The sequence below is a fragment of the Saccharopolyspora sp. NPDC000359 genome (genome assembly GCF_040300525.1).
GTDB lineage: Bacteria > Actinomycetota > Actinomycetes > Mycobacteriales > Pseudonocardiaceae > Saccharopolyspora.
Genome location: NZ_JBEPDU010000017.1, coordinates 92,117 through 116,805 on the forward strand (window position 1 = coordinate 92,117; position 24,689 = coordinate 116,805).

Consider the following 24,689-nt stretch of genomic DNA (forward strand, 5'->3'; position numbering starts at 1 on the left):
ACCCGTGGACCCGCCTGCGGCCCGGAGTCGTGGGCGGGTTCGCGTAACCTCGCGGCGGCCCGGTCGTTGATCTCCCGGACGTGCTGGGAGGTCATCATGCGGCGCAGCTGGTTGGCACTGCTACTCGCTCTTTCCATGGTTCTCACCGGGTTGACCACGGCTTCCGCCGCGGGTGGGTGGACCGCCCGCGCGGCGGAGTACCCCGGGGTCGCCACCGAGACCGACGTGGCGATCCCCATGTCGGACGGGATCGTGCTGCGCGGGGACGTGCAGCGGCCCGCCGATGCCGACGGGAACCCGGTCGCGGGGCGGTTCCCCGTGCTGGTGACCATCACCGCCTACAACAAGTCCGTGATCAACGGGCCTGCGGCCGGTGTGATGGGAGATCCCAGCTACTTCGTCGAGCGCGGGTACGTGCAGGTCACCGTGGATGCGCGCGGTACCGGCAGCTCCGGTGGGTCGTGGGCGGCGTTCAGTGAGCGCGAGAACACCGACGCCGGGGAGGTCGTCGAGTGGGCGGCCTCCCTCGAACGGCCGTGGAGCAGCGGTTCGGTCGGGATGCACGGGCCCTCCTACATGGGGATCAGCCAGCTGTTCGCCGCCGCCCACCGGCCCGCCGGGCTGAAGGCCATCTTCCCGCAGGTCCCGGCCGCCGACACCTACCGCGACGTGGTCGCATCCGGTGGCGCGCTCGACGTCGGGTTCATCCCGCTGTGGTTGGGGCTGGTCACCGGGACCGGGCTCATCCCTCCCGCCTACGGCCCGACCGAACCCGACAACGCGCTGCAGATGTACCTCTCGCGCATCCAGGGTGCCACCGGGTTCACCGCGCCGCTGCTGCTCTCCGCGACGTTGGGGCTGGACTCGGCCTTCGACGGACCGTTCTACGCCGAGCGCTCCCCGATCAACGTGGTCGACCGCATCGACGTGCCGACCTTCCTCGTCGGCGGCGAGTACGACCTGTTCCAGCGCGGCACCCCGATGCTGTTCGACCGGCTCCGCGACCGCGGCGTACCCACCAAGATGATCTTCGGCCCGTGGGACCACCTGCAGGCCAGCAGGGGCGCCGGGATCGAGGACGCCGGGCACGGCACGCTGCAGGAACTCCAGCTGCGCTGGTTCGACCACCACGTGCGCGGCCTGCCCGACCCCGCGCTGGACGCCGACATCCCGCCGCTGACCTGGCACGAGATCGGCTCCGGCCAGTGGCACCAGGCACAGGACTGGATCGACGAGCAGCGGGCCACGACCTTCCAGCTCTCCGGCACCTCGCTCCCCGGATCGGCGGGTGGGCTCGTCGCGGACGACGTCGAGCCCGGCCAGAGCAACGTCGCACCAGTCCCGGTCGCCGGGCTGTGCACCCGCTCGGCCAACCAGTGGACGGCGGGCCTGCCCGGCGCCATCGGGCTCGGGAAGCTGTGCGAGGACAACCGCTGGAACGACCTCTCCGGTGCGGTCTTCGAGACCGAGCCGATGACCGAGCCGCTGCGGATGCGGGGCCCGATCAACGCGCACCTGAACGTCTCCACCCCGACCGGAAACGGGATGCTCTCCGTCGCGGTGTCCTCGGTGTCCCCGACCGGCGAGGTCAACCGCCTCACCGGCGGCTGGCAGGTCCTCTCCCACCGCGCGCTGGACCAATCCCGCTCCCGCTACCTCGACGGCCAGCTCATCCAGCCGCACCACCCGTTCACGAAGGAATCCCAGAACCTGCTGGAACCCGGCGAGACCACCCCGGTCGACGTCGAGGTCTTCCCCACCGGCGCGGTGATCCCACCCGGCCACAAGCTGCGGATCTCCATCCAGGCCTACGACGTCCCCCACCTGCTCCCCACGGTCCGCGACCTCCCCGCGGCCCTCTCCCCCCTGACCATCCACACCACTCCCGAACACCCCTCAAACCTCACCCTCCCAACCATCCCCACGGGGACCTGACCCCGGGCGCGGCGAGAATCCGGTGGACACAAGTCCAATCAAAACCGCGACCGGGGCGATGGCGCCCGGGATCGACATGGTGGACAAAACTTCGAAGGCGCGGTCAGCTCGCGGTTTTCGCGGGTTCGGCGTCGGGGGCGGTGAACCAGCGGCGAGCCGCCAGGGAGACGTAGACCAGGGCAACCAGCACCGGAACTTCGATGAGCGGGCCGACCACACCGGCGAGGGCTTGACCGCTGGTGACGCCGAAGGTCGCGATCGCCACCGCGATGGCGAGCTCGAAGTTGTTGCCCGCCGCGGTGAACGACAGCGTCACCGAGCGCTCGTAGTTCAGCCCGATGGCCTTGCCCAGCGCGAAGGAGCCCGCCCACGTGATCGCGAAGTAGGCCAGCAGCGGCACTGCGATGCGCGCGACGTCCACTGGACGGCTGGTGATCTGGTCGCCCTGCAGCGCGAAGAGGACAACGATGGTGAACAGCAGCCCGTAGAGGGCGATCGGGCCGACCTTGGGCAGGAACCGGGATTCGTACCACTCCCGCCCCCTGGCGCGCTCTCCGAGCTTGCGGGTCAGGTAACCGGCCACCAGCGGGATACCGAGGAAGATCAGCACTGACTTGGCGATCTGCCACGCCGAGACGTCCAACCCGATCTGCGGCAGGCCGAGCCAGCCCGGAAGCACCGAGAGATAGAACCAGCCGAGGCCGGCGAACGCGATCACCTGGAAGATCGAGTTCAGCGCCACCAGCACGGCGGCGGCCTCGCGGTCGCCGCACGCCAGGTCGTTCCAGATGACCACCATGGCGATGCAGCGCGCCAGGCCCACGATGATCAGCCCGGTGCGGTACTCCGGCAGGTCGGGCAGGAACACCCAGGCCAGCGCGAACATCACCGCCGGACCGAGGACCCAGTTGATCAGCAGCGAGGAGATCAGCAACCGCCGGTCGCCGGTGACGGTGCCCAACCGGTCGTAGCGGACCTTCGCCAGCACCGGGTACATCATCACCAGCAACCCCAAGGCGATCGGCAGCGAAATCCCGTCGACCTGCACGGCATCGAGTGCCGGACCGAGACCCGGGATCCAGCGTCCGGCGAGCAACCCCAGCGCCATCGCGGCGCCGATCCACACCGGCAGCAGCCGGTCCAGCGTCGACAAGCGGGCCATCGCGGTGTCCCCGGTCATGCGGACACCACTTCCGCGCTGCCAGCGGGGACGAGCACGCTCGACACGGCGCGCAACGTCTCCAGACGTACCCGGTAGTAGATCCAGGTACCGCGCCGCTCGCCCTCGATCACCCCGGCCTCCCGTAGCACCTTGAGGTGGTGCGAGATCGTCGGGCCGGACAGGTCGAAGGCCCCAGTCAGATCGCACACGCAGGCCTCACCGCCCGCGTGCGAGGCGATCAGCGACAGCAACCGCAGGCGCACCGGCTCGCCGATCGCCTTGAACACCCGCGCCAGGTCCGCCGACTGCTCCGCCGTCAGCGGCTCCCGCATGACCGGCGAGCAGCACAGCTCATCTCCCTGTTTCGACATGCCTCTAATTTGACATTCATCTAACCAGAACGCAAGCTTGTTTCGACACCCATCTAGACAAGGAGCCGTGATGTCCCGCGTGCAACTCGCCCTCCGGGTCGGCGACCTGGAAGGTTCGATCTCCTTCTACCGCAGGCTGCTCGGCGCAGAACCAGCCAAGCGCCGCCCCGGCTACGCCAACTTCGCGATCGCCGACCCGCCGCTCAAGCTCGTCCTCCTGGAGGGCGAGCCCGACCAGGACACGGTCATGGACCACCTGGGCATCGAGGTGGACGACACCACAGCGGTCGCATCCGCTACCGAGCGGCTGGCCGCACTGGGCCTGTTCACCCAGGTCGAAAACGACACCACCTGTTGCTACGCCCGCCAGGACAAGGTTTGGGTGCACGGCCCCGGCCGCGAGCCCTGGGAGGTCTACGTGGTCAAGGCCGACTCCCCCACCGCAGGCCAGGGCCCCGACCTCCGCGGCGAACGGGATACGTGCTGCAACTGACCCATGACGTGGTCGTGGCCAAGCATCCGTGAACCGCAGTTGCGGTTGGAACTGCCGATCGAGCAGCGCGCAGTAGCAGGACGGGCGGGTCAGTTCCGCACTATGGTGCATGTCAGCGGTGTCGGAGGACCGTCCGGGACCGCGAGTGCACGAGGGAGGAGTCATGCAGATCGGGGAACTCGCCGAACGCACCGGTGCGAGTCGGCGATCGATCCGCTACTACGAGCAGCACGGTCTGCTGGAGTCGAACCGCACCAGCAAGGGGTGGCGAGTCTACGACGACCGCGCCGTGCACCGCGTGCTCAACGTTCGGGAGCTGCTCGGCGCCGGGCTGACGATGGACGACATCCGCACCGTGGTGCCCTGCCTGGACATGAAGACGGCGGACTTCCTCGCCTGCCGGGACATCCCGGACGAGGTGCTGGCGATGTACGAGGGGCGGCTCGCGGCCGTGGAGGCCAAAGCCGCCGAACTGGCCCGGTACCGCGCCGAACTCGTCGAACGCATCGCGGGTCTGCGAGCAGGCCGACAAGGCGAGGACCTCGGCGACGTCCTGCGCGAAGCAGAAGCGGGCTCCGCGGCTTGACCTTGACACTGGTGTCAGCACTTAGCGTGCGGCTCCATGAGTGCTGTCACCGCAAGGAAGCCTGCTCTCCCGAGCTGGTTGTACGTCCTCTTCCTCGCCCTGCTCGCCACGGCCACCGATGAGTTCATCATCGCCGGGGTGCTGCCGGGCATCGCCGACGACCTCGGGGTGGAAGTCTCCGCAGCCGGGCAGCTGGTCACCGTGTTCGCCGTCGTGTACGCGGTGGGGGCACCGTCACTCGCGGTGATCTGCGAGCGGTTCCCACGTCGACCGGTCATGGTGAGCGCGCTCGGGGTCTTCGCCCTGGCGAACGCGGCAGCCGCGGTGGCGCCCGGCTACTGGTGGCTGATGGCCGCCCGCGTCGCGGCCGCCCTCGCCGCGGCAGTGATCGCGTCTGCGGCCTTCGCCACCGCCGGGGCCGGGGCGCCGCCACAGGAACAAGGTCGGTACCTGGCCGTGGTCACGGCCGGGATGACCGCCGCGCTGTTCACGGGCGTGCCACTCGGAACCTGGCTGGGCGGGGCGGTGGGTTGGCGTGCCACGTTCTGGCTGATCGCCGGGGTCGGCTTGGTCGCGATGGCGGGTCTGCTGACGACCGCGCCGAGGATCCCGGGCGGGCGAGCCGCCCCGCTGCGTGAACGGCTGGCGCCACTGGGCGACCTCGGTGTGCTGCGCCTGGTCCTGGTCACCTTCCTGGCCGCCAGCGGTGGACTGATGTTCTACACCTACCTGGCGGCTTACGCCCGCGAGGTCGCCGACGGCTCCAGCGCTGTGCTGACGCTCCTGCTCTTCCTGGTCGGGATCGCGGGGCTCGTCGGCGCGCTGCTGGCAGGCCGGATCACCGATGCGTGGGGGCCTCGCCGAAGCCTGCGCATCGTGCTCGGCGGGCACGCCGCCTCCCTGGTGCTCGCCGCCGCCCTGGTCTTCAGCGGCGCGGGCAGCACCTTCCTGCTCTCGGTGGTGATCGGCTGCTGGGCCCTCTTCGCCTGGGGCCTGACCCCGCCGGTGCAGGGAAGCATCCTGCTGGCAGCGGGTCCGGGCGCCGGGATGACCGCCCTGGCCCTGAACATCTCCGGGCTCTACCTTGGTACCGGCGTTGCCGGGGCGGTCGGCGGAGTGGTGATCAACACGGCGGGGATCCCCTACCTCCCGGTGGCCGCCGCGATCCTGATGGCGCTGTCCTTCAGCCTTGCCTGCGTGCCCGCACGGACCGTAGGCGAACTCGACGCACCTGCCGCCGCGCGAACCTGACCACGGCAGCACGGCGGTCGACCGCAACGGGAGGTCCACTTCGGACAGGAGGGTGCCCGGGAGCGTGCGCAGGGGGACGGAGACGGGCTTCCCGGCGGGCGTGCCCTCTGTCACGCCGATGCTCATCCGATGAGCGGTAGGCGGGCCAACGCCCGTCGGGCTACAACGATCGCGGACGTTCTCCGTTGGGCGTGGAGGGGCAGTGCAGGACCGGTTGTTCAGCATCATTCCCGGGTACGAGGCGCTCGATGCGGCGCGGCGGAACCCGGGGGATCGACTCTTCGTGTCCGACTACCACGGCGGTCATCCCTTCGTCGACGAGTACCTGGGTGATCTCGCGGTGACCGCGCTGCCCGACCTGGGCGACATCACCCGATACGCCGCAGTGGACGAGGACCTGGCCCTGCGCAGCCGGATCGCGGACTTCCACGGCCACTACGACGGCGTGCAGCGCGATGCCGACGAAGTCCTCGCCGGTGGCGGGTCCAGCATGCTGATCAGCTCGTTCTGCACCTGGCTGGCGTTGTCCGGGGTGAAGGCGGTGCACTACGTGCCGCCGGTCTACTACAAGTTCGCCTACCTGTTCCGGCAGTTCGGCATCCGGCCGCAGCCCGTCGCGGACGTGCACGCGTTCCAGCCGGACTTCAGGCTCCACCTGCCGGACGAGAAGACGGTGCTCGTGCTGACCGATCCGATCTGGTACACGGGCAGGACGGTTCCGATCCAGGTGCTCGACGAGATCCGCGCCTGGCAGGCGGCCACCGGTTCGCTGGTGTTCGTGGACAACACCTTCGCGTACATGCAGTGGGACGGCACCCTCCCCGAGGCGGCCGCTCGGCTCGATCGCGACCGCACCATCCGGATGATCTGCCCCACCAAGTTCCTGTCCCTGCACGGGTACCGGTGCGCCTGGTTGCTGGTGCCGCGGGAGCTGCGCACGCAGTTGTCCCACCTGCACCTCAACCTGCACGGCGAGATCTCACTCGCGGACCGGGTGTTCGCCCACCGGGCGTGCGAGGTGATGATCGAGGGCGGCGGCAACGGCAAGCTGCTGCGCTACGTGCAGGACAACTACCAGCACCTGCTGGACAAGGGCGCGTTGACGGACACCTTCGAGGCGCGGACCGGCTACTTCGTGTTCGGTCGGCCCCGCATTCCGCGGGAGCGGCTGCTCACCATGGGGCAGGACTTCTTCGAACTCACCGGGTATCCGGACCACGTGCGCATCAACCTGCTCAACACCACCGCGCTCGAGGCGCTGTGAGCACGCTGTCGGTCCACCTGGCGCGGTGGGACGGTGCCGAGCCCGCCTTCTCAGCACACGCACACGTTCCGCACGACGCCGCCAGCACCATCAAGATCACGGTCCTCGCTGCCCTGCGCGGCACCGACCCGAGCACCCCGGTCGTGGTCACCGACACCTTCCCGTCGCTGGTTCCCGGGCGCGTCTTCGCGGTCGACCCGGCCATGGATTCCGATCCGCTGCCGTGGCGCCACCACGGCGAGCGGGCACCACTGGGTTGGCTCGCCGAGCGCATGATCACCCATTCGTCGAACCTGGCCACCAACCTGTGCGCGCACCACGTGGGCCTGGCCGCGGTCGCCGATGCCTGGCGGGCGGCGGCGCCGAGCAGCCCTGGGATGCAACGGCTCATCGAGGACTACGAAGCGAAGCGGGCGGGCATCGACAACACCGTCACGGCGGCCGACCTGGCCGCCGTGCTGCGCACCCTGCAGCCCCCGGAACTCGAGGTCCTGGCCCGCAACGCCTACCGGGTCGACCTCGCCGCCGGGCTCCCGGCAGGGACCTGGATCGGGTTCAAGAACGGCTGGTTCCCGGGCCTGCGGCACAGCGTCGGACTGGTCCGGCCCGGGGATGCACCGGCCTACGTGCTCGCCATCTGCTACACCGGCCCGCTGGCCAACGGCGGCGACTGCCACGATCCCGCGGCCGGGCTCCTCGCCAGACTCTCCACGACAGCCTGGGAACACCGCCACCAGCTACCCGACAGCTAGTGAACCGGCTGGAACCAGGTCGGCCCCGCCCGGTTCAGGCGGGGCCGACCTGGTTCCAGCTGCTCAGTCCTTGATCTCGCAGAGAGTGGTTCCCTGGGAGACCGAGTCGCCCGGTTGAGCCGACAGGCCCGTGACCGTGCCCGCCTTGTGGGCCGTCACCGGGTTCTCCATCTTCATCGCCTCCAGGACCGCGATCTGCTCGCCCGCCTCGACCTGCTGGCCGTCGGTCACCGCGACCTTGACGATGGTGCCCTGCATCGGGGCCGTCACCGCATCACCGGAAACCGCCGCGCCCGCCTTGCCCGCGGACCGCTTGCGCGGCTTGGCCTTCGCCGCCGGGGCGGCACCGGACACCGCCAACTCCGCGGGCAGCGTCACCTCCAGGCGGCGGCCGCCGACCTCCACGGTGATGGTCTGGCGGGCCTGCGGCTCCTCCGGTTCCGCAGCACCGGTGAACGGCTCGATGGTGTTGTCGAACTCGGTCTCGATCCACCGGGTGTGCACGGTGAAGCCGTCGGTGCCGGTGAACGCCGGGTCGCGCACGATCACGCGGTGGAACGGCAGGACTGTGGCCATGCCCTCGACGACCATCTCGTCCAGGACGCGCCGCGACCGCTCCAGCGCCTGCTGGCGGTCCGCGCCGGTCACGATCACCTTCGCCAGCAGCGAGTCGAACTGGCCGCCGATCACGCTGCCGGACTCCACGCCCGCGTCCACCCGCACGCCCGGGCCCTGCGGCACGACGAAGCGGGTCACCGTGCCAGGCGCCGGGAGGAAGCCGCGACCGGCGTCCTCACCGTTGATGCGGAACTCGATCGAGTGGCCGCGCGGCTGCGGGTCCTCGGTGAGCTCCAGCGCCTCCCCCGCCGCGATGCGGAACTGGCCGCGGACCAGGTCGATGCCGGTGGTCTCCTCCGACACCGGGTGCTCGACCTGCAACCGGGTGTTGACCTCCAGGAACGAGATCGTCCCGTCCAACCCGACCAGGAACTCCACGGTGCCCGCACCGTGGTAACCGGCCTCGGCGCAGATCGCGCGGGCCGCCTCGTGGATGGTGCGGCGCTGCTCGTCGCTGAGGAACGGCGCCGGGGCCTCCTCGACCAGCTTCTGGTGGCGGCGCTGCAGCGAGCAGTCGCGGGTGCCCACCACGACCACGTTGCCGTGCTGGTCGGCCAGCACCTGGGCCTCCACGTGCCGCGGCCGGTCCAGGTAGCGCTCCACGAAGCACTCGCCGCGGCCGAACGCGGTCTCTGCCTCGCGCACCGCCGAGGCGTAGAGCTCGGGGATCTCCTCGATGGTCCGGGCGACCTTCAGCCCGCGCCCACCGCCGCCGAAGGCGGCCTTGATGGCCACCGGCAGGCCGTGCTCCTCGGCGAAGGCCACCACCTCGTCGGCCCCCGACACCGGGTCCTTGGTGCCAGGCACCAGCGGCGCCCCCGCGCGGGTGGCGATGTGCCGGGCGGTGACCTTGTCACCGAGGTCGCGGATCGCCTGCGGCGACGGGCCGATCCAGACCAGCCCCGCGTCCAGCACCGCCTGGGCGAAGTCGGCGTTCTCGGACAGAAACCCGTAGCCGGGGTGCACCGCGTCGGCTTCCGAGCGCTTGGCCACGTCGATGATCTTGTCGATGTTCAGGTACGACTCGCCGGGCGTCGAGCCGCCCAGCGCGAAGGCCTCGTCGGCCATCCGCACGAACTGCGCGTCCGCGTCCGGCTCGGCGTACACCGCGACCGAGGCGATGTCCTCGTCCTTGCAGGCGCGGATCACCCGCACCGCGATCTCCCCGCGGTTGGCGATCAGGACCTTGCTGATCGGCGTCACGTCCACAGCGGTCAACTCCTCAACTCCCGGCGCGACGCCGGACGACTGGGAAAACTCGTTTCAACACCTCAGCCCGGCAGCGCCGAAGCGCGCCAGGAGTGCGGGCCGGGGCGCAACGGCCGCCGCCCCGCGGGGTGGCGGACCGCCGCGGCCGGGTCGCCCCACAGCGACATCGACTCGCGCTGCGGTTCAGCCGCAGTCGCCTGGGCCGCGGCCAGCCCGGTCAGCGCGGCGGTCAGCGCGGCCAACTCGACCTCGTCGGGATCGCCGCGCACGATGCGCAGCACCGGCCGCTCCGGCACCGCATCCGCGTCGTGGCTCATCGCGCACCTCCTCCGGCAGCCGTCACAGCGGGATGTTGCCGTGCTTCTTGGCGGGCAGGCTCTCCCGCTTGTCGCGCAGCATGCGCAGCGACCGCGCCACGTACCCGCGGGTGAACGACGGCGGGATCACCGAGTCCACGTAGCCGCGCTCGGCGGCGACGTAGGGGTTGCACAGCGTGTCCTCGTACTCCTGCTGCAGCTGCGCGCGCACCGCTTCGACGTCCTCGCCGTTGTCCGCCGCTTCAGCCAGCTGGCGCCGGTAGAGGATGTTGACCGCGCCCTGCGCGCCCATCACCGCGATCTGCGCGGTCGGCCAGGCCAGGTTGACGTCCGCGCCCAGGTGCTTGGAGCCCATCACGTCGTAGGCACCGCCGTAGGCCTTGCGGGTGATCACGGTGACCAGTGGGACGGTCGCCTCGGCGTAGGCGTAGAGCAGCTTCGCGCCGCGGCGGATGATGCCGTTCCACTCCTGGTCGGTGCCCGGCAGGAAGCCCGGCACGTCCACGAAGGTCAGCACCGGGATGTTGAACGCGTCGCAGGTCCGCACGAACCGCGCCGCCTTCTCGCTGGCGTCGATGTCCAGGGTTCCGGCCAGCTGGGTGGGCTGGTTGGCCACCACGCCCACCGGGCGGCCCTCGACCCGCCCGAAGCCGGTGACGATGTTCGGCGCGAACAGCGCCCCGACCTCCAGGAAGTCCTCGTCGTCCACGACGTGCGCGATGACCTGGAGCATGTCGTAGGGCTGGTTCGGCGAGTCCGGGACCAGGGTGTCCAGCTCGCGGTCGAAGTCGCCGATGGAGTCCGCGATCGCCCCCTCGGTGACCTCGGCGTCGAAGACCGGCGCCTCCGCCAGGTTGTTGCTCGGCAGGAACGACAGCAGCTCCTTGACGTAGCTGATCGCGTCGTCCTCGTCGCTGGCCAGGTAGTGCGCGTTGCCCGAGCGGGAGTTGTGGGTGCGGGCGCCGCCGAGATCCTCGAAGGTGACGTCCTCACCGGTGACCGTCTTGATCACGTCCGGGCCGGTGATGAACATGTGCGAGGTCTGGTCGACCATCACCGTGAAGTCGGTGATCGCCGGCGAGTACACCGCACCGCCCGCGCACGGCCCCATGATCAGCGAGATCTGCGGGATCACGCCGGAGGCGTGGGTGTTGCGCTTGAAGATCTCGGCGTAGAGCCCCAGCGCCGCCACGCCCTCCTGGATGCGGGCGCCGCCGGAGTCGTTGATGCCGATCAGCGGGCAGCCGGTCTTGAGCGCCAGATCCATCACCTTGACGATCTTCTCGCCGAAGACCTCGCCCAGCGAACCGCCGAAGACGGTGAAGTCCTGGGAGAACACGCACACCTTGCGGCCGTCGACGGTGCCGTAGCCGGTCACCACGCCGTCACCGTAGGGGCGGTTGGCGTCCAGCCCGAAGTTCGTCGAGCGGTGCCGGGCGTGCTCGTCGAGCTCCACGAACGACCCCGGGTCCAGCAGCAGGTCGATCCGCTCCCGAGCGGTGTACTTGCCCTTGGCGTGCTGCTTGGCGACCGCGCGCTCCGAACCGGCGTGCACCGCTTCGTCGTTCCGCCGGTACAGATCCGCCAGCTTGCCCGCGGTCGTGTGGATGTCCGGCACGTCCGCCGGTGGCTGACCGACCGGCTCCGTCGCGCTGCTCATGCAACCAACCCGTCCTCGTAACCTGCTCGACCCCAGTATCCGCGCCCGCGCGCACCTCTCGGTGGACGCAGCACTGGCCCTCGCGGAGGGTAGTTCGACGACCTCTCCCCCGTCAATGCGGAAGTGACCTGCCGGTAGCCGAACCTGTGACGCAACTAGCTGCGAATTCGCCGGTTAAGTGAATGACCGGTAGTCGGGCATCTCCCAGGTTGCGCTCAGTCGACCGGGGTGTCCAGCATCAACGCGGCCCCGACCCGCAGCAGCGCGTCCACGTCGCGGACCGCCCCGGTGCGCGCCATGTCGTTGGCCACCGTCAGCGCCGCCTGCACCAGGACCCGGGCACGCACCTGGTCCAGCTCCGGCCGCGCCTCGCAGAGCAGCCCCACCCACTCGGCCACGTAGGCGTGCTGGGTCTGCCGCGCCCGGTGCCGCTCCGCGTCCGGCAGGTGGTTGACCTCGCTGACCAGGATGTCGATGAACCGCCCGTGGTCGAAGGCGAAGCTGATGTAGGAGCGCAGCAGCTCGCGCAGCGCGTCGTCGGCGGCCGGGGTGCTGGCCAGGGTGCGTTCGAGCTCGACCTCCAGCCACGCGTTGCCGCGGGTGATCACGGTGCCGAGCAGCTCCTGCTTGCTGGCGAAGTAGTTGTACAGGCTGGGCCCGGCGATCCCGGCCGCCGCGCCGACGTCCTCGGTGGTCACCTTGGTGTAGCCCGCGTCGGAGAACAGCCGCATCGCCGCGGCCAGCAGCAGCCGCCGCCGGGAAGCGCGCCCGGCGAACAGCGCCGACCGCTGCTCGTCGTCGGCGCGGCGCTCGGCGAAGCGGTGCGGGGACTGGGTGCCGATGACCACCACCATGGCCCGCAGCAGCTGCTCGAACTCCCGCCGCGGCAGGTCGACCTGGTGGTAGGACGGGCTGGTCAGCACGCTGAACACGCACCAGGCCCGGAACCGGGCGTCCTGGCTGGTCAGCTCCGGTCGGAAGGCGCGGGCGACCTCGGCCAGCCCGCTGGCCACCCCGCGCAGCTCCTGGCGCAGCGCGTCGCGCTGCTCCTCGGGCAGCTGGCGGGCCTCGCGCTGCCAGAGCACGCCCAGCTGCCGGTGCTCCAGCGCCACCGCGGCCAGCCGCTCCACCACCTGGTCCAGGTCGGTGACCTCGGCGGTGATCTCGCTGAACGGGCGCAGCTCGTCGAGCACCACCCTGGTCAGCAGCTGCTGCTTGCCCGCGAAGTGCCGGTACAGCGCCGAGGAGCCGACGCCGACGGCCTCGGCGATGTCGCTCATGCCCACCCGCGCGTAGCCCTGGCGGTAGAACAGGTCCGCCGCCGCCGCGGTGATCAGCGCGCGCCGGTTGCGCGGACGCGTGTTGCGCGCAGGCGGGTTGGTCACCTCAGGCATCGCGTCCACCCCTTCCCAGCCATCCAGAGCATACTTCCGCACGGCTCGCGCCCAGGACCAGAGCTGCATGGCCAACACCACCCGCTAGCAGCCGCCGCCCCACCGCTCAATACGCAGAACCCTTAGCCGGTGGACCTTCCGACCGAGCCCGGTCGCGGGCGATACTCCGGCAACGCCGGTGGACGGCGACACCATCCACACCGGACGGACGAACATCAGGGGGACGACGCATGCCAGTTCCAGAGCATGCCCCGGTCGGCAGCGGGGTGGCCGGGCTCGCGGCACAGGTCCGCGACGGCGGGCTGGCCAGCCGCGAACTGGTTTCGGCCTGCCTGGCGGCCGCGGCGCAGGACGAGCTGAACACCCACATCACCCTCGCCGAAGACGCCGTGGAGCGCGCCGAAGAACTGGACCGGGAGCTCACCGAACGCGGGCCCGTCGGCCCGCTGCACGGCGTGCCCATCAGCGTCAAGGACAACTTCACGACCGCCGGGCTGCGGACCACCGGCGGGATGGGCGTGCTGCGGGACTGGACCCCGGACACCGACGCCGCGGTGGTGCAGCGCCTGACCAGGGCTGGCGCGGTGGTGCTCGGCAAGACCAACATGCACGAGTACAGCTTCGGGATCACCTCGGACAACCCGCACTTCGGCCCGGTGCGCAACCCGCACGACCCGACGCGCAGCGCGGGCGGCTCCAGCGGCGGTTCCGGCGCGGCGGTCGCCGCCCGCATCGTGCCCGCCGCCATGGGCACCGACACCGGCGGCTCGGTGCGCATCCCGGCATCGGTCTGCGGCGTGGTCGGGCTGAAGCCGACCCGCGACCGGTTGCCGCTGGCGGGTGTGCTCCGGGTGTCCTCCGGCTTCGACGTCGCCGGGCCGATCACCCGGGACGTCACCGACGCCGCGCTGCTGATGCACGTCCTCACCGGCGGCGAGACGGTGGCTCCCGACGCGCTGCCCACCGACCCGGCGGAGCTGCGTGGTGTGCGCATCGGCATCCCCGTCGGCGACTACTGGGCGGATGACCACCCGGAGGTCGAGCGGCTGCACCGGGAGGCCGCGCAGCGCTTCGCCGACGCGGGCGCGGAACTGCGCGAAGTCACCGTCGAGCACGCCGAGATCGGCAGCGAGACCGGGTTCCTGATCGCCAACCCGGAAGCGGTGGTGCTGGTCGCGGAGCTGTTCCGCGAGCGCGGGCTCGGGTCGATCGAGCAGCAGCTGGCGGGCATCGGCCCGGACGTCGCCGCCCTGCTGCTCAGCCAGCTCGGGGCCGACGCCACGCCCATCCCCGCGCACGAGTACCTGGCCGCAGTCCACGAGACGGTGCCCAAGATCCGCCGCGGCCACCTCACCGCGCTGTCCGATGTGGACGCCTTGCTCACGCCCACGACGCCGTCCCCGGCGATCCCGTTGGCGCAGAGCCGGCTGATGGAGCACAACGGGCGCGAGGTCGACCCGTTCCCGACGTTCGTCCGCTACACCTTCGGTGTCAGCGTGATCGGCCTCCCGGCGATCTCCGTCCCAGCGGGGACCACGAGCGACGGCCTCCCGGTCGGCGTGCAGCTCGTCGGCGCCGACCACACCGAATCGACCCTGCTGCGGCTGGCCCGGGCGTTCGAGCTCACCGCGGGCTGACCCTCACCAGCGCCAGCGGGTGGCGGCGGCGATCTCCGCCGGGTCGGCGTCGGCGTAGCGCTCGGCCTCGGCGCGGCGGACGGTGAGCATCGCGTCGTGCAGCTCCGGCCCCATCGCCTCGGACAGCACCTCCGACGCCGCCAGCGCGTCGGCGGCCGCCGCGGCGCTGGTGGGCAGACGGTGGATCCCGGCCGCCAACCGGTCGTGCTCGCCCAGCGCGGCCGGGTCGCCGGTGACCTCGGCGGGCAACCGGAGTTGCTCGCGGGCACCGGCTAGCCCGGCCGCGAGCACCGCGCCGACCGCGAGGTAGGGGTTCGCGGTGCCGTCGAAGCACTTCACCTCGACGTTCGCCGCCCACTGCTCGGTACCGGTCGTCCCGGTGACCAGGCGCAACGCCGCCTCGCGCGCCTCACGGCCCCACACCTGCCACACCCCTGCCCAGCGGGACGGCTCCAACCGCAGGAAACTCGCCGGGTTGCCCGCGCCGATGGCCACCAACGCGGGAAGCTCCCGCAGCACACCGGCCAGGAACGACTCACCCGCCGCGCGCATCCCGTGCGGGCCGGGTCCGTCGGCGAGCAGGTTGCCGTCGGCGTCGTGCACCGACAGGTGCAGGTGCCCGCCGGACCCGGCCCCTCCCGGCACCAGGCAGGGTGCGAAGCTGGCCCGCCAACCATGCCACCGCGACACCGCCCGCACGGTGTGCCGCACGAGCACCGCGTCGTCGGCAGCAGCCACCGGGTCAGCCGCCGCCACCGAGACCTCCAGCTGCCCGAGCGCGTACTCCGGGTGGAACTGCTGGACCTCCAGCCCCTGGGCACGCAGGGCGGCGACGAGCTCGCGCGCGTAGTCGGCGACGGCCTCCAGCCGCACCTGGCCGTAGCCGGGGCCGTCGAAGGCCGGGACGAACTCCTCGGTGTCGTCGCGCCCCAGCGCCCACTCGTGCTCGAACGCCGCGAAGACCGCCAGCCCGGCGTCGGCGGCGGCCCGAGCCTGCCGCGCGGCGAACGCCCGCTGGCAGCCGACGAACCGCTCCCCGTCCTGGGTGAACTTGTCGGCGGGTGCCCAAGCCCACCCCGGCATCGCCGCCAACCGCACCAGCCGGTCCAGGTCGGGCACCAGCCGCAGGTCGCCGTCCGGGCCGCCCAGGTGGCGCCCGGGCACCATCACGTCGTCGAAGGTGAACGTCTCGAAGCAGGGTGAAGCCCCCACCCCGAACCGCGCGGCCACCGGCAGCCGCTCCAGCGGCACCGCCTTGACCCGCACGTTCCCCGCGTTGTCCACAAAGGACAACTCGACCAGTTCCACACCGTCGGCGCGCCACCCCGCGACAGCATCGGCCAACCCGACCGGCTCGGACGCCGGGATCCGATCACCCATCCAGCCACCGTAGCGCCGACACCACGCGATTTCGCGCGGATCTGCGCGTCATCCGGGTGAAGCGGTCAGTGCTGGGGCATCAGCTGCTCGAAGGGCACGACATCGTCGAAGGGGTCGGGCCGGGAGGCCGCCGGGCGGGCGGCGACCAGGGCTGCGAACTCGGCCGCCGCGCGGTCGATCCGGTCGGCCAGCGCCGTGCCGTCGCCACCGTTGCCCCAGTCCTCCGAGGCCGCGTAGACGGCGGTCGGGACGACCACCGCGCGCAGGTAGCTGAACATCGGGCGCATCGCGTGCTCCAGCGCCAGCGAGTGGCGCGGCGACCCGCCGGTGGCGCCGATCAGCACCGGCTTGCCCACCAGCGACTCGTTGTCCACCACGTCGAAGAACGACTTGAACAAGCCGCTGTAGGAGGCCTGGAAGATCGGCGTCACCGCGATCAGCCCGTCCGCCACGGCCACCTCGTCCAGCACCTCGCGCAACTCGGCGCCGGGGAACCCGGTGACCAGGTTGTTGGCCACGTCCTTGGCGTGGTCGCGCAGCTCGACCACCCGGGTGCGCACCTCCAGCTCCCGCTCGGTGGCCGCCGCCAGCCGGTCGGCCAGCAGCCGGGTCGACGACGGCTGGCTCAGCCCCGCCGAGACCACGACCAGCTTCCGCTCTCTCATCGCGCCGCCTCCGCCTTCTCCTCGTCCTTCGCGTCCTCCGCGTTCTTCGCAGCCAGCAGGGAGGCGTGGGTGGGCGCCTCCGGGACGTGGCTGGGCCGCCGCGACTCGAACTCCTCGCGCAGCACCGGGACGACCTCCTCGCCGAGCATGTCCAGCTGCTCCAGCACGGTCTTGAGCGGCAGACCGGCGTGGTCCATCAGGAACAGCTGGCGCTGGTAGTCGCCGACGTGGTCGCGGAAGCCCAGCGTCCGGTCGATGACCTGCTGCGGGCTGCCCACGGTCAGCGGGGTCTGCGCGCTGAACTCCTCCAGCGACGGCCCTCCGCCGTAGACCGGGGCGTGGTCGAAGTACGGGCGGAACTCGCGCACCGCGTCCTGGGAGTTCTTGCGCATGAACACCTGGCCGCCCAGGCCGACGATCGCCTGGTCCGCCGAGCCGTGCCCGTAGTGCTCGAACCGGCGCCGGTACAGGTCGACCATCCGCCGGGTGTGCTCCTGGGGCCAGAAGATGTTGTTGTGGAAGAAGCCGTCGCCGTAGTAGGCGGCCTGCTCGGCGATCTCCGGGCTGCGGATGGAGCCGTGCCAGACGAACGGCGGGACGCCGTCCAGCGGGCGCGGCGTGGCGGTGAAGCCCTGCAGCGGGGTGCGGAACTTGCCCTCCCAGTCCACCACGTCCTCGCGCCACAGCCGGCGCAGCAGGTGGTAGTTCTCGATGGCCAGCGGGATGCCCTGGCGGATGTCCTGGCCGAACCACGGGTACACCGGGCCGGTGTTGCCGCGGCCCATCATCAGGTCCACCCGGCCGTCGGCGAGGTGCTGCAGCATCGCGAAGTCCTCGGCGATCTTGACCGGGTCGTTGGTGGTGATCAGCGTCGTCGAGGTGGACAGCACCAGCCGCTCGGTGCGGGCCGCCACGTAGCCGAGCATGGTGGTCGGCGAGGACGGCACGAAGGGCGGGTTGTGGTGCTCGCCGGTGGCGAAGACGTCCAGCCCCACCTCCTCGGCCTTCAGCGCGATCCGCACCATCGCCTTGATCCGCTCGGCCTCGGTCGGGGTTCGGCCGGTGGTCGGGTCCGCGGTGACGTCGCCGACCGTGAAGATCCCGAACTGCATGTCAGCTCCCTCGCTGGCCAGATCCCGCCCATTTAGTACGAGATTCAACTACTTGCGGGAACGATTCTTCCCCAAGAGCTATTCCCGGGGCCAGCCCACCCCGGCAGGACGCACGTCACAGCCACCACCCGACACGCCCCGGCACGTCGGCAGCGGCGGCGCGGGGCGCGGTCGTGGGGGCTGCGTAAGATGCGCGCCGTGGCTTCCCCCGATGTCCTGAGCGATGCGCAGCAAGTCCTCCAGCGGGTCTTCGGCTACGACTCCTTCCGCGGCTCGCAGCAGGACATCGTCGAGCAGGTCATCGCCGGGGGCGACGCGCTGGTGCTGATGCCCACCGGCGGGGGCAAGTCGCTGTGCTACCAGATCCCCGCGCTGGTGCGCCCCGGCGTCGGGATCGTGGTCTCGCCGCTGATCGCGCTGATGCAGGACCAGGTCGACGCGCTCAACGAGCTCGGCGTGCGCGCCGGGTTCCTCAACTCCACCCAGACCTACGAGCAGCGCCGCAGCACCGAGAAGGCCTTCGTCACCGGCGAGCTCGACCTGCTCTACCTGGCGCCCGAGCGGTTGAACCTGGACTCCACGCTGGAACTGCTCGACCGCGGCGAGATCTCGCTGTTCGCCATCGACGAGGCGCACTGCGTGGCGCAGTGGGGCCACGACTTCCGGCCCGACTACCTGAACCTGTCGGTGCTGCACCAGCGCTGGCCCGAGGTGCCGCGCATCGCGCTGACCGCCACCGCCACCCCGGCCACCCGCCGCGAGATCGCCACCCGGCTGGAGCTGACCGAGGCCCGGCACTTCGTGTCCGACTTCGACCGGCCGAACATCCAGTACCGGATCGTGCCCAAGAACGATTTGCGCAAGCAGCTGCTGCAGTTCCTGCGCACCGAGCACCCCGGCGACGCCGGGATCGTCTACCGGCTCTCCCGCGCCGAGGTGGAGCGCACCGCGGAGTTCCTGGTCGCCAACGGCATCGACGCGCTCCCCTACCACGCCGGGCTGGACAAGGAGGTCCGTGCCCGTCACCAGGCCCGGTTCCTGCGCGAGGAAGGCCTGGTGATGGTCGCCACCATCGCCTTCGGCATGGGCATCGACAAGCCCGACGTGCGCTTCGTGGCGCACCTGGACCTGCCCAAGTCGGTCGAGGGCTACTACCAGGAGACCGGCCGCGCGGGCCGCGACGGGCTGCCCTCCACTGCTTGGATGGCCTACGGCCTGCAGGACGTGGTGCAGCAGCGCAAGCTGATCGACCTCTCCGACGGCGACGAGGCGCACCGCCGCACGCTGTCCCGGCACCTGGACTCGATGCTGGCGCTGTGCGAGACGGTGAGCTGCCGCCGCACCCAGCTGCTCGCCTACTTCGGCCAGGACACCCCGGTGACCTGCCAGAACTGCGACACCTGCCTGAGCCCGCCGGAGTCCTGGGACGGCACGGTCGCCGCGCAGAAGCTGCTGTCGACCGTGGTCCGCCTCGACCGGGAGCGCAACCAGCGGTTCGGCGCCGGGCAGGTCATCGACATCCTGCGCGGCAAGAAGACGCCGAAGGTCGAGCAGTTCCGGCACGACTCGCTGAGCGTGTTCGGTGTCGGCGCCGACCTGAGCGACAACGAGTGGCGCGGGGTGATCCGCCAGCTGCTGGCGCAGCGGCTGCTCTCCGTCGAGGGCGACTACGGCACGCTGGTGCTCACCGAGTCCAGCGGCGAGGTGCTCCGCCGCGAGGACCCCCGCCAGGTGCTGCTGCGCACCGAGCCCAAGCGGGTCGCGACCCCAGCCAAGGCCAAGGCCGCCAAGGCCGAGGTGCAGGAGGTGCCAGCCGAGGCCGAGCCGGTCTTCCAGCGGCTGCGGGCCTGGCGCCTGGCCACCGCCCGCGAGGAGGGCAAGGCGCCGTTCATCATCTTCCACGACTCGACGCTGCGGCAGATCGCCACCGTCCAGCCCACCACGCTGGACGAGCTCGGCGGCATCAGCGGCATCGGCGAGCAGAAGCTCGCCAAGTACGGCCAGGCGGTGCTCGAAGCCCTCGCCGCCGAGGAGTGACCGCGGCGCTCAGAACTCGAAGCCGCCGGGCTTGCCGTTGCGGTCCGCGAGCAGTCCGGCCAGGGTCGCGATGGCGATCTCGGGCGGGGTCCGGGAGCCGATGTTCAGGCCGATCGGGCGGTGCACCCGCGCGATCTCGCCGTCCGGGACGCCGAGTTCCCGCAGCGCCGCGACGTGCGGGCCGACGTGGCGCGGGTTGCCCATCACGCCCACCCAGCGGACTTCGCGCTTGAGCACGTCCCGCAGCACCGGGCCGAGTTCCGCGCGGTGGTGGTCGGTCACCACCACGTCCGCGTCCGGCCCCAGCTCCGGGACTCCGGCCAGCGCCGCCGCACCAGCCCGCTCGGGGTCGGGCTCGACCAGCACCGTGCGGAACCCGAGGTCCCGGCCGTACCGCAGCAGGTGCTCCGCCACCGGCGACGCGAACACCGCGACCAGCACTCGTCCGCCCGCGTCCACCGGCACTTCGCCGTGCGCCACCGCGCACGCAGCATCCTCGGTCATGGCCTGAGTCTGCCACTCCGCGCTGGCCACCATCCCGCCGTGCGAGCCCGCCCGGCCCGCCGGGCGGAGTGATCAGCGCCACTCCTGGGGCTCCTGGGAATTACCACGCGGGTGCTTACGTTGGTTGATAGCAGCAGACTCAAGTTGATGGCGGCGGAAGCCAGCAACACCGTCGCGAGGAGGTTAGGCATGGCGACGTTCTTCGGACCGGCTGGTGGCCCGTTCGACGAGTACTTCGCACGCTTCTTCGGGGCCAACGACGCCGCGTCCGGCTCCCGGCGGATCGACATCTCCCAGCTGTTGACCGAGCAGGCCCAGCAGCTGGTGAGCAGTGCCGCGCGGTTCGCCAGGGACCGCGGGCAGACCGACCTGGACGCGCTGCACCTGCTGTGGTCGGCCGCGCACGAGGAGCCGACCCGCGCGCAGCTGCAGCAGGTCGGTGTCGACCCCGACGCGTTCGCGGCGAAGGTCGAGGAGCACCTGCCCGCGGCGGGGCAGGCCGTCGGCGAACAGCCGGTGGCGTTGACCCTGGCTGCGCGCACGGTGCTCGCCGACGCGCACCGGGTGGCCCGCGCGCTCGGCTCCACCTACATCAGCCCGGTGCACGTGCTGCTGGCGATGTCGGCGAGCCCCGAGTCGGAGACCGGGCGACTGCTCGGCTCGGCCGGTGCCGGACCCGAGGCGCTGCGGGCCGCGAGCCAGCAGCCGCGCACCGCGCCGGAGCAGCAGAGCCAGGACAGCAGCACCCCGACGCTCGACCAGTACAGCCGCGACCTGACCGCGCGGGCACGCGACGGTGAGCTCGACCCGGTGATCGGCCGTGCCACCGAGATCGAGCAGGCCGTGGAGGTCCTGTCCCGGCGGACCAAGAACAACCCGGTGCTGGTCGGTGAGGCCGGGGTCGGCAAGACGGCGATCGCCGAGGGCCTGGCCCAGCGGATCGTGGCCGGCGAGGTGCCGAAGGTGCTCGACGGCAAGCGGGTGGTGCAGCTGGACCTGTCCAGCATGCTGGCCGGTACCCGCTACCGAGGTGACTTCGAGGAGCGGATGACCAAGGTCATCGACGAGGTCTCGGAGCACCGGGACGAGCTGGTCGTCTTCGTCGACGAGCTGCACACCGTGGTCGGCGCTGGTGGCGCCGAGGGTGCGATGGACGCGGGCAACATGCTCAAGCCCCGCTTGGCCCGCGGTGAGCTGCACGTGATCGGTGCGACCACGCTCGACGAGTACCGCAAGCACATCGAGAAGGACCCCGCCCTGGAGCGCCGGTTCCAGCCGGTCCAGGTGCCCGAACCGAGCGTCTCGGACACCGTGCTGATCTTGCAGGGCTTGCGCGAGCGCTACGAGGAGCACCACCAGGTGCGCTACACCGAGGAAGCGGTGCAGGCTGCGGCCCGGCTGTCCGACCAGTACGTCAACGACCGGTTCCTGCCGGACAAGGCGATCGACCTGATCGACCAGGCTGGGGCGCGCAAGCGGCTGGCCTCGCTCGCCCCGGACCTCACCGAGCTGCGCAACCGCATCGAGCGGTTGGAGCAGCTGAAGGACGAGGCGGTCGCGCAGGAGGACTACGAGCGGGCCTCGGCCCTGCGGGACGAGATCAACCAGGCCCGGGCCAAGCTGGGCGCGACCGGGTCCACCGGGCCGCTGGAGGTCACCGCGGAGGACGTCGCCGAGATCGTGGCGCGGGCGACCGGGGTGCCGGTCAGCCGGTTGACGGCCGCGGAGAAGGAGCGGCTGCAGAACCTCGAACAGGAGCTGCACGAGCGCGTGGTCGGCCAGGACGACGCGGTGCGGGCGCTGGCCCGCGCGGTGCGGCGCTCGCGCAGCGGGCTCGGCGACCCGAACCGCCCGGTGGGCAGCTTCCTGTTCCTCGGGCCGACCGGGGTGGGCAAGACCGAGCTGGCCAAGGCGCTGGCCGAGTCGCTGTTCGGCGACGAGCAGCGGATGGTCCGGTTGGACATGAGCGAGTTCCAGGAACGGCACACCGCCAGCCGCCTGGTCGGCGCCCCGCCCGGCTACGTCGGGCACGGCGAGGCCGGTGAGCTGACCGAGGCCGTGCGGCGGCACCCGTACTCGGTGGTGCTGCTCGACGAGATCGAGAAGGCGCACCCGGACGTGTTCAACACGCTGCTGCAGGTGCTCGACGATGGCCGGTTGACCGATGGCCAGGGTCGCACCGTGGACTTCAGCAACACGGTGCTGATCATGACCAGCAACCTGGGTTCGGAGGTCATTTCGAGCCCTGGCGGCAAGATCGGTTTCACCGCCAGTGACGCCGACCCGGCGGTGGACGAGCGGATCATGCCGAGGCTGCGCGAGGCGTTCCGGCCGGAATTCCTCAACCGCATCAACGAGATCGTGGTGTTCAAGCGGCTCGACGGCGAGCAGCTGCACGCGATCACCCGGATGCTGCTGGGGCAAACGGTGCGGCGACTGGGTGAGCTGGGCATCGACGTCGAGTTCGACCAGGCTGCGGTGGAGTGGGTCTCCGAGCGCGGCTACAAGCCCGAGTTCGGTGCCCGACCGCTGCGGCGGGCGATCGAGCGCGAAGTCGACGACCGGATCAGCGACCTGATCCTGGACGGCGAGCTCACCGAGGGCGCCCGGCTGCGGGTGTCGGCTGCCGACGGCGAGCTGACCCTGCGGGTCGACCAACCGGTCACGGCTTGATCGGAAGCGGACGGGGCGGGTGCACGACGACGCACCCGCCCCGTTCTGCGCGCCGGGGCACTACCCAGGCAGGACGGACTGGACGGCCTCAGGCGTGCGGGCCACAACCGCAGTGCCGTCGTCGGCGGTGATGATCGGGCGCTGGATCAGCTTCGGGTGCTCGACCATCGCTGCGATCCACCGGTCGCGGCTGTCCGCATCCTTGGGCCAGGTCGCCAAGCCCAGCTCCTTGGCCACGGGTTCGCCGGTGCGCACGACGTCCCACGGCTCCAGCCCGAGCCGGTCGAGCACCGAGCCCAGCTCCTCGGCAGTGGGCGGGTCGTCCAGGTAGCGGCGGACGGTGTACTCGACCCCCGCCTCATCCAGCGACGACACCGCCGACCGGCACTTCGAGCACGCCGGGTTGACCCAGATCTCCATCCCACACTCCCCACGAGTGACAGCTGACGCACTGGATCCTGCCAGCCCCGGCGGCACGGGCCGTTGGGCCCTTCACAGCCGCCACGATCGTTGCAATACTTGTTCAAGGAGGCGGATCTTCCGTGGAGGTGGCCATGCTACCCAGGGACGAACGTCGCCGCCTGAGGGAGATCGAGACGCAGCTCATGGGCGACGACCCCAAGCTGGCTCGAAGGCTGACCGAGACGAGCGCACTGCGGCGGCTCTGGCTGCAGCTGTCGCCGCGAATGCTGCTCGTCCTCGTGGCCTCCTTCTTGGCGGTGATGTGCCTGTTCCTCGGCGAAGGCGGCGGGATGTTCTTCTCCGCCGTGCTGGCCGTGCTGGCCTTCGCCTCCCGGACGTGGCAGATCCGGTTGGAATGATCAGACCCTCCCGACCTCCGGGAGGGTCAAGCCCACCTGGCCACCGCCGACTGCCCGGCGACAACGCAGCCGTCGAGGCGGCCCGCCCGCTAGCCCAGCGACGAGGCCCCGCAGGCACCCAACCCCGGTCAGCCTTGCACTGGCCGCCTGCCATCGAGCATTGACGACCGCTTCGACACCAGTGTCGGCTGTTCGCTCACGCCGTTCAGTCCGTGCGCCGGATCGGAGCACTCGAACTCGAACAACGAGTTCGACACGCTCGGCACGGCCTGGAGGGTCAGGTCTCAGCCGATGTTCCCGCTGGACACGAAACGATCTTCACCAGATCGGACCGCTCTTCTTTCGAGAGAAGACTCTGGGTTTGATCTGGTCAGGGGCTTCTTCGAACCGCGTCTCGTTGGGGCTCGGACGTGTCACCGCGGAGCAGCATGGTCGTCTTCATCCAGCGTGATCCTGTTCGGGCTGTTGCTTGTTGCTCCTGTCCCCGGTTTTGGCCCTGTGGTCGTCCGGGGTTCGGGGTTGGTTTTGGGTTGTTCGCTGTTGAGTTTTCAAGGTGCTTGGGGCTTGTTGCTGGTTGTGTCGTGCGGGGTGGTCATCCCCGTGGTTTTCCGGGATTGTGGGGGCTGGTTCCCGGATGTCAAGCCCGGCCTGGCGGCCGCACCTGCGGGGTTTCAGGCTTGACATCCGGGCCCCAGCCCCTGTTTGGCTTCATGTCACGGGGATGACCCGGTGTGGGACGGACCCGGTTTCCCCACTCGGCCCCCGGCGGCGAGGTGGCCGGGACTGGGTGGGGATTGTGCCGTGCGGAGTTGTGGTGCACCGGTGAGTTCCTTTCGTGGTTGGTGCGG

At 70.8% G+C, this 24,689-nt stretch carries 21 protein-coding genes; 10 read left to right on the forward strand and 11 right to left on the reverse strand.

Features of this window, described 5'->3' with window-relative positions; all coding sequences use genetic code 11:
• Positions 1–96: 96 nt before the first annotated feature.
• Complete coding sequence (locus ABT324_RS13795; protein ID WP_351176017.1) at positions 97–1,935, forward strand: CocE/NonD family hydrolase; 1,839 nt, start codon at positions 97–99, stop codon at positions 1,933–1,935.
• Positions 1,936–2,038: 103 nt separating this feature from the next.
• On the opposite strand, the gene arsB is transcribed toward ABT324_RS13795, so the two are convergent.
• Complete coding sequence (arsB, locus tag ABT324_RS13800; RefSeq protein WP_351176019.1) at positions 2,039–3,115, reverse strand: ACR3 family arsenite efflux transporter; 1,077 nt, start codon at positions 3,113–3,115, stop codon at positions 2,039–2,041.
• Positions 3,112–3,468 (reverse strand): ArsR/SmtB family transcription factor, encoded by a 357-nt coding sequence (locus tag ABT324_RS13805; protein WP_351176021.1) that lies wholly within the window; start codon positions 3,466–3,468, stop codon positions 3,112–3,114. Before ABT324_RS13805 ends, arsB begins: the two co-directional genes overlap by 4 nt.
• Before the next feature lie 70 nt (positions 3,469–3,538).
• On the opposite strand from ABT324_RS13805, the gene ABT324_RS13810 reads away from it, so the two are divergent.
• The 5 genes from ABT324_RS13810 to ABT324_RS13830 all read left to right on the forward strand — a co-directional run bounded on the left by ABT324_RS13810 (position 3,539) and on the right by ABT324_RS13830 (position 7,814).
• Positions 3,539–3,961 carry an ArsI/CadI family heavy metal resistance metalloenzyme gene (locus ABT324_RS13810; RefSeq protein ID WP_351176023.1) on the forward strand — a complete coding sequence of 141 codons (423 nt, stop codon included), beginning with the start codon at positions 3,539–3,541 and terminating at the stop codon, positions 3,959–3,961.
• Positions 3,962–4,124: 163 nt separating this feature from the next.
• Positions 4,125–4,547 carry a MerR family transcriptional regulator gene (locus ABT324_RS13815; protein WP_351176025.1) on the forward strand — a complete coding sequence of 141 codons (423 nt, stop codon included), beginning with the start codon at positions 4,125–4,127 and terminating at the stop codon, positions 4,545–4,547.
• 36 nt (positions 4,548–4,583) lie between these two features.
• Positions 4,584–5,798, forward strand: a complete 1,215-nt coding sequence (locus tag ABT324_RS13820) for an MFS transporter (protein WP_351176027.1) — start codon at positions 4,584–4,586, stop codon at positions 5,796–5,798.
• Positions 5,799–6,000: 202 nt separating this feature from the next.
• A complete protein-coding gene (locus ABT324_RS13825) occupies positions 6,001–7,062 on the forward strand; it encodes a pyridoxal phosphate-dependent aminotransferase (protein WP_351176029.1) in 1,062 nt (353 codons plus the stop codon).
• Positions 7,059–7,814: a serine hydrolase gene (locus ABT324_RS13830; protein WP_351176031.1), complete on the forward strand. Its 756-nt coding sequence runs from the start codon at positions 7,059–7,061 to the stop codon at positions 7,812–7,814. Before ABT324_RS13825 ends, ABT324_RS13830 begins: the two co-directional genes overlap by 4 nt.
• Before the next feature lie 63 nt (positions 7,815–7,877).
• On the opposite strand, the gene ABT324_RS13835 is transcribed toward ABT324_RS13830, so the two are convergent.
• The 4 genes from ABT324_RS13835 to ABT324_RS13850 form a co-directional block, all read right to left on the reverse strand.
• On the reverse strand, positions 7,878–9,641 hold the full coding sequence (locus ABT324_RS13835) for an acetyl/propionyl/methylcrotonyl-CoA carboxylase subunit alpha (RefSeq protein WP_351176064.1): 1,764 nt from the start codon (positions 9,639–9,641) through the stop codon (positions 7,878–7,880).
• Positions 9,642–9,703: 62 nt separating this feature from the next.
• Complete coding sequence (locus tag ABT324_RS13840) at positions 9,704–9,958, reverse strand: acyl-CoA carboxylase epsilon subunit (RefSeq protein ID WP_351176033.1); 255 nt, start codon at positions 9,956–9,958, stop codon at positions 9,704–9,706.
• Between the two features lie 22 nt (positions 9,959–9,980).
• Positions 9,981–11,618, reverse strand: a complete 1,638-nt coding sequence (locus ABT324_RS13845) for an acyl-CoA carboxylase subunit beta (RefSeq protein ID WP_351176035.1) — start codon at positions 11,616–11,618, stop codon at positions 9,981–9,983.
• Positions 11,619–11,833: 215 nt separating this feature from the next.
• Positions 11,834–13,012 carry a TetR/AcrR family transcriptional regulator gene (locus ABT324_RS13850; protein WP_351176037.1) on the reverse strand — a complete coding sequence of 393 codons (1,179 nt, stop codon included), beginning with the start codon at positions 13,010–13,012 and terminating at the stop codon, positions 11,834–11,836.
• A 230-nt stretch (positions 13,013–13,242) separates the two neighbouring features.
• Between ABT324_RS13850 and ABT324_RS13855 the strand changes: the two genes are divergently transcribed.
• On the forward strand, positions 13,243–14,649 hold the full coding sequence (locus tag ABT324_RS13855; RefSeq protein ID WP_351176039.1) for an amidase: 1,407 nt from the start codon (positions 13,243–13,245) through the stop codon (positions 14,647–14,649).
• 3 nt (positions 14,650–14,652) lie between these two features.
• Here the strand turns inward: ABT324_RS13855 and ABT324_RS13860 are convergent, their stop codons facing one another.
• From ABT324_RS13860 to ABT324_RS13870, 3 genes are all read right to left on the reverse strand, one after another.
• Entirely contained in the window at positions 14,653–16,029 is a 1,377-nt protein-coding gene (locus ABT324_RS13860) for a glutamine synthetase (RefSeq protein ID WP_351176041.1), read from the reverse strand.
• Between the two features lie 65 nt (positions 16,030–16,094).
• Positions 16,095–16,694, reverse strand: a complete 600-nt coding sequence (locus tag ABT324_RS13865) for an FMN reductase (RefSeq protein WP_351176043.1) — start codon at positions 16,692–16,694, stop codon at positions 16,095–16,097.
• The gene (locus ABT324_RS13870; RefSeq protein WP_351176045.1) at positions 16,691–17,806 is read right to left on the reverse strand and encodes an LLM class flavin-dependent oxidoreductase; all 1,116 of its coding nucleotides are present in this window, start codon (positions 17,804–17,806) and stop codon (positions 16,691–16,693) included. The genes ABT324_RS13865 and ABT324_RS13870 overlap by 4 nt, the downstream gene beginning before the upstream one ends.
• Positions 17,807–17,995: 189 nt before the next feature.
• Here ABT324_RS13870 and recQ point away from each other — a divergent pair, with 189 nt between their 5' ends.
• Positions 17,996–19,843 (forward strand): DNA helicase RecQ, encoded by a 1,848-nt coding sequence (gene recQ, locus ABT324_RS13875; protein ID WP_351176047.1) that lies wholly within the window; start codon positions 17,996–17,998, stop codon positions 19,841–19,843.
• 9 nt (positions 19,844–19,852) lie between these two features.
• Here the strand turns inward: recQ and ABT324_RS13880 are convergent, their stop codons facing one another.
• The gene (locus tag ABT324_RS13880; protein WP_351176049.1) at positions 19,853–20,347 is read right to left on the reverse strand and encodes an XdhC family protein; all 495 of its coding nucleotides are present in this window, start codon (positions 20,345–20,347) and stop codon (positions 19,853–19,855) included.
• A gap of 189 nt (positions 20,348–20,536) precedes the next feature.
• Between ABT324_RS13880 and ABT324_RS13885 the strand changes: the two genes are divergently transcribed.
• On the forward strand, positions 20,537–23,020 hold the full coding sequence (locus ABT324_RS13885) for an ATP-dependent Clp protease ATP-binding subunit (protein ID WP_351176051.1): 2,484 nt from the start codon (positions 20,537–20,539) through the stop codon (positions 23,018–23,020).
• A gap of 60 nt (positions 23,021–23,080) precedes the next feature.
• On the opposite strand, the gene ABT324_RS13890 is transcribed toward ABT324_RS13885, so the two are convergent.
• The gene (locus ABT324_RS13890; protein ID WP_351176054.1) at positions 23,081–23,440 is read right to left on the reverse strand and encodes an arsenate reductase family protein; all 360 of its coding nucleotides are present in this window, start codon (positions 23,438–23,440) and stop codon (positions 23,081–23,083) included.
• A gap of 134 nt (positions 23,441–23,574) precedes the next feature.
• On the opposite strand from ABT324_RS13890, the gene ABT324_RS13895 reads away from it, so the two are divergent.
• Positions 23,575–23,841 (forward strand): DUF3040 domain-containing protein, encoded by a 267-nt coding sequence (locus tag ABT324_RS13895; RefSeq protein ID WP_351176056.1) that lies wholly within the window; start codon positions 23,575–23,577, stop codon positions 23,839–23,841.
• Positions 23,842–24,689 lie beyond the last annotated feature (848 nt).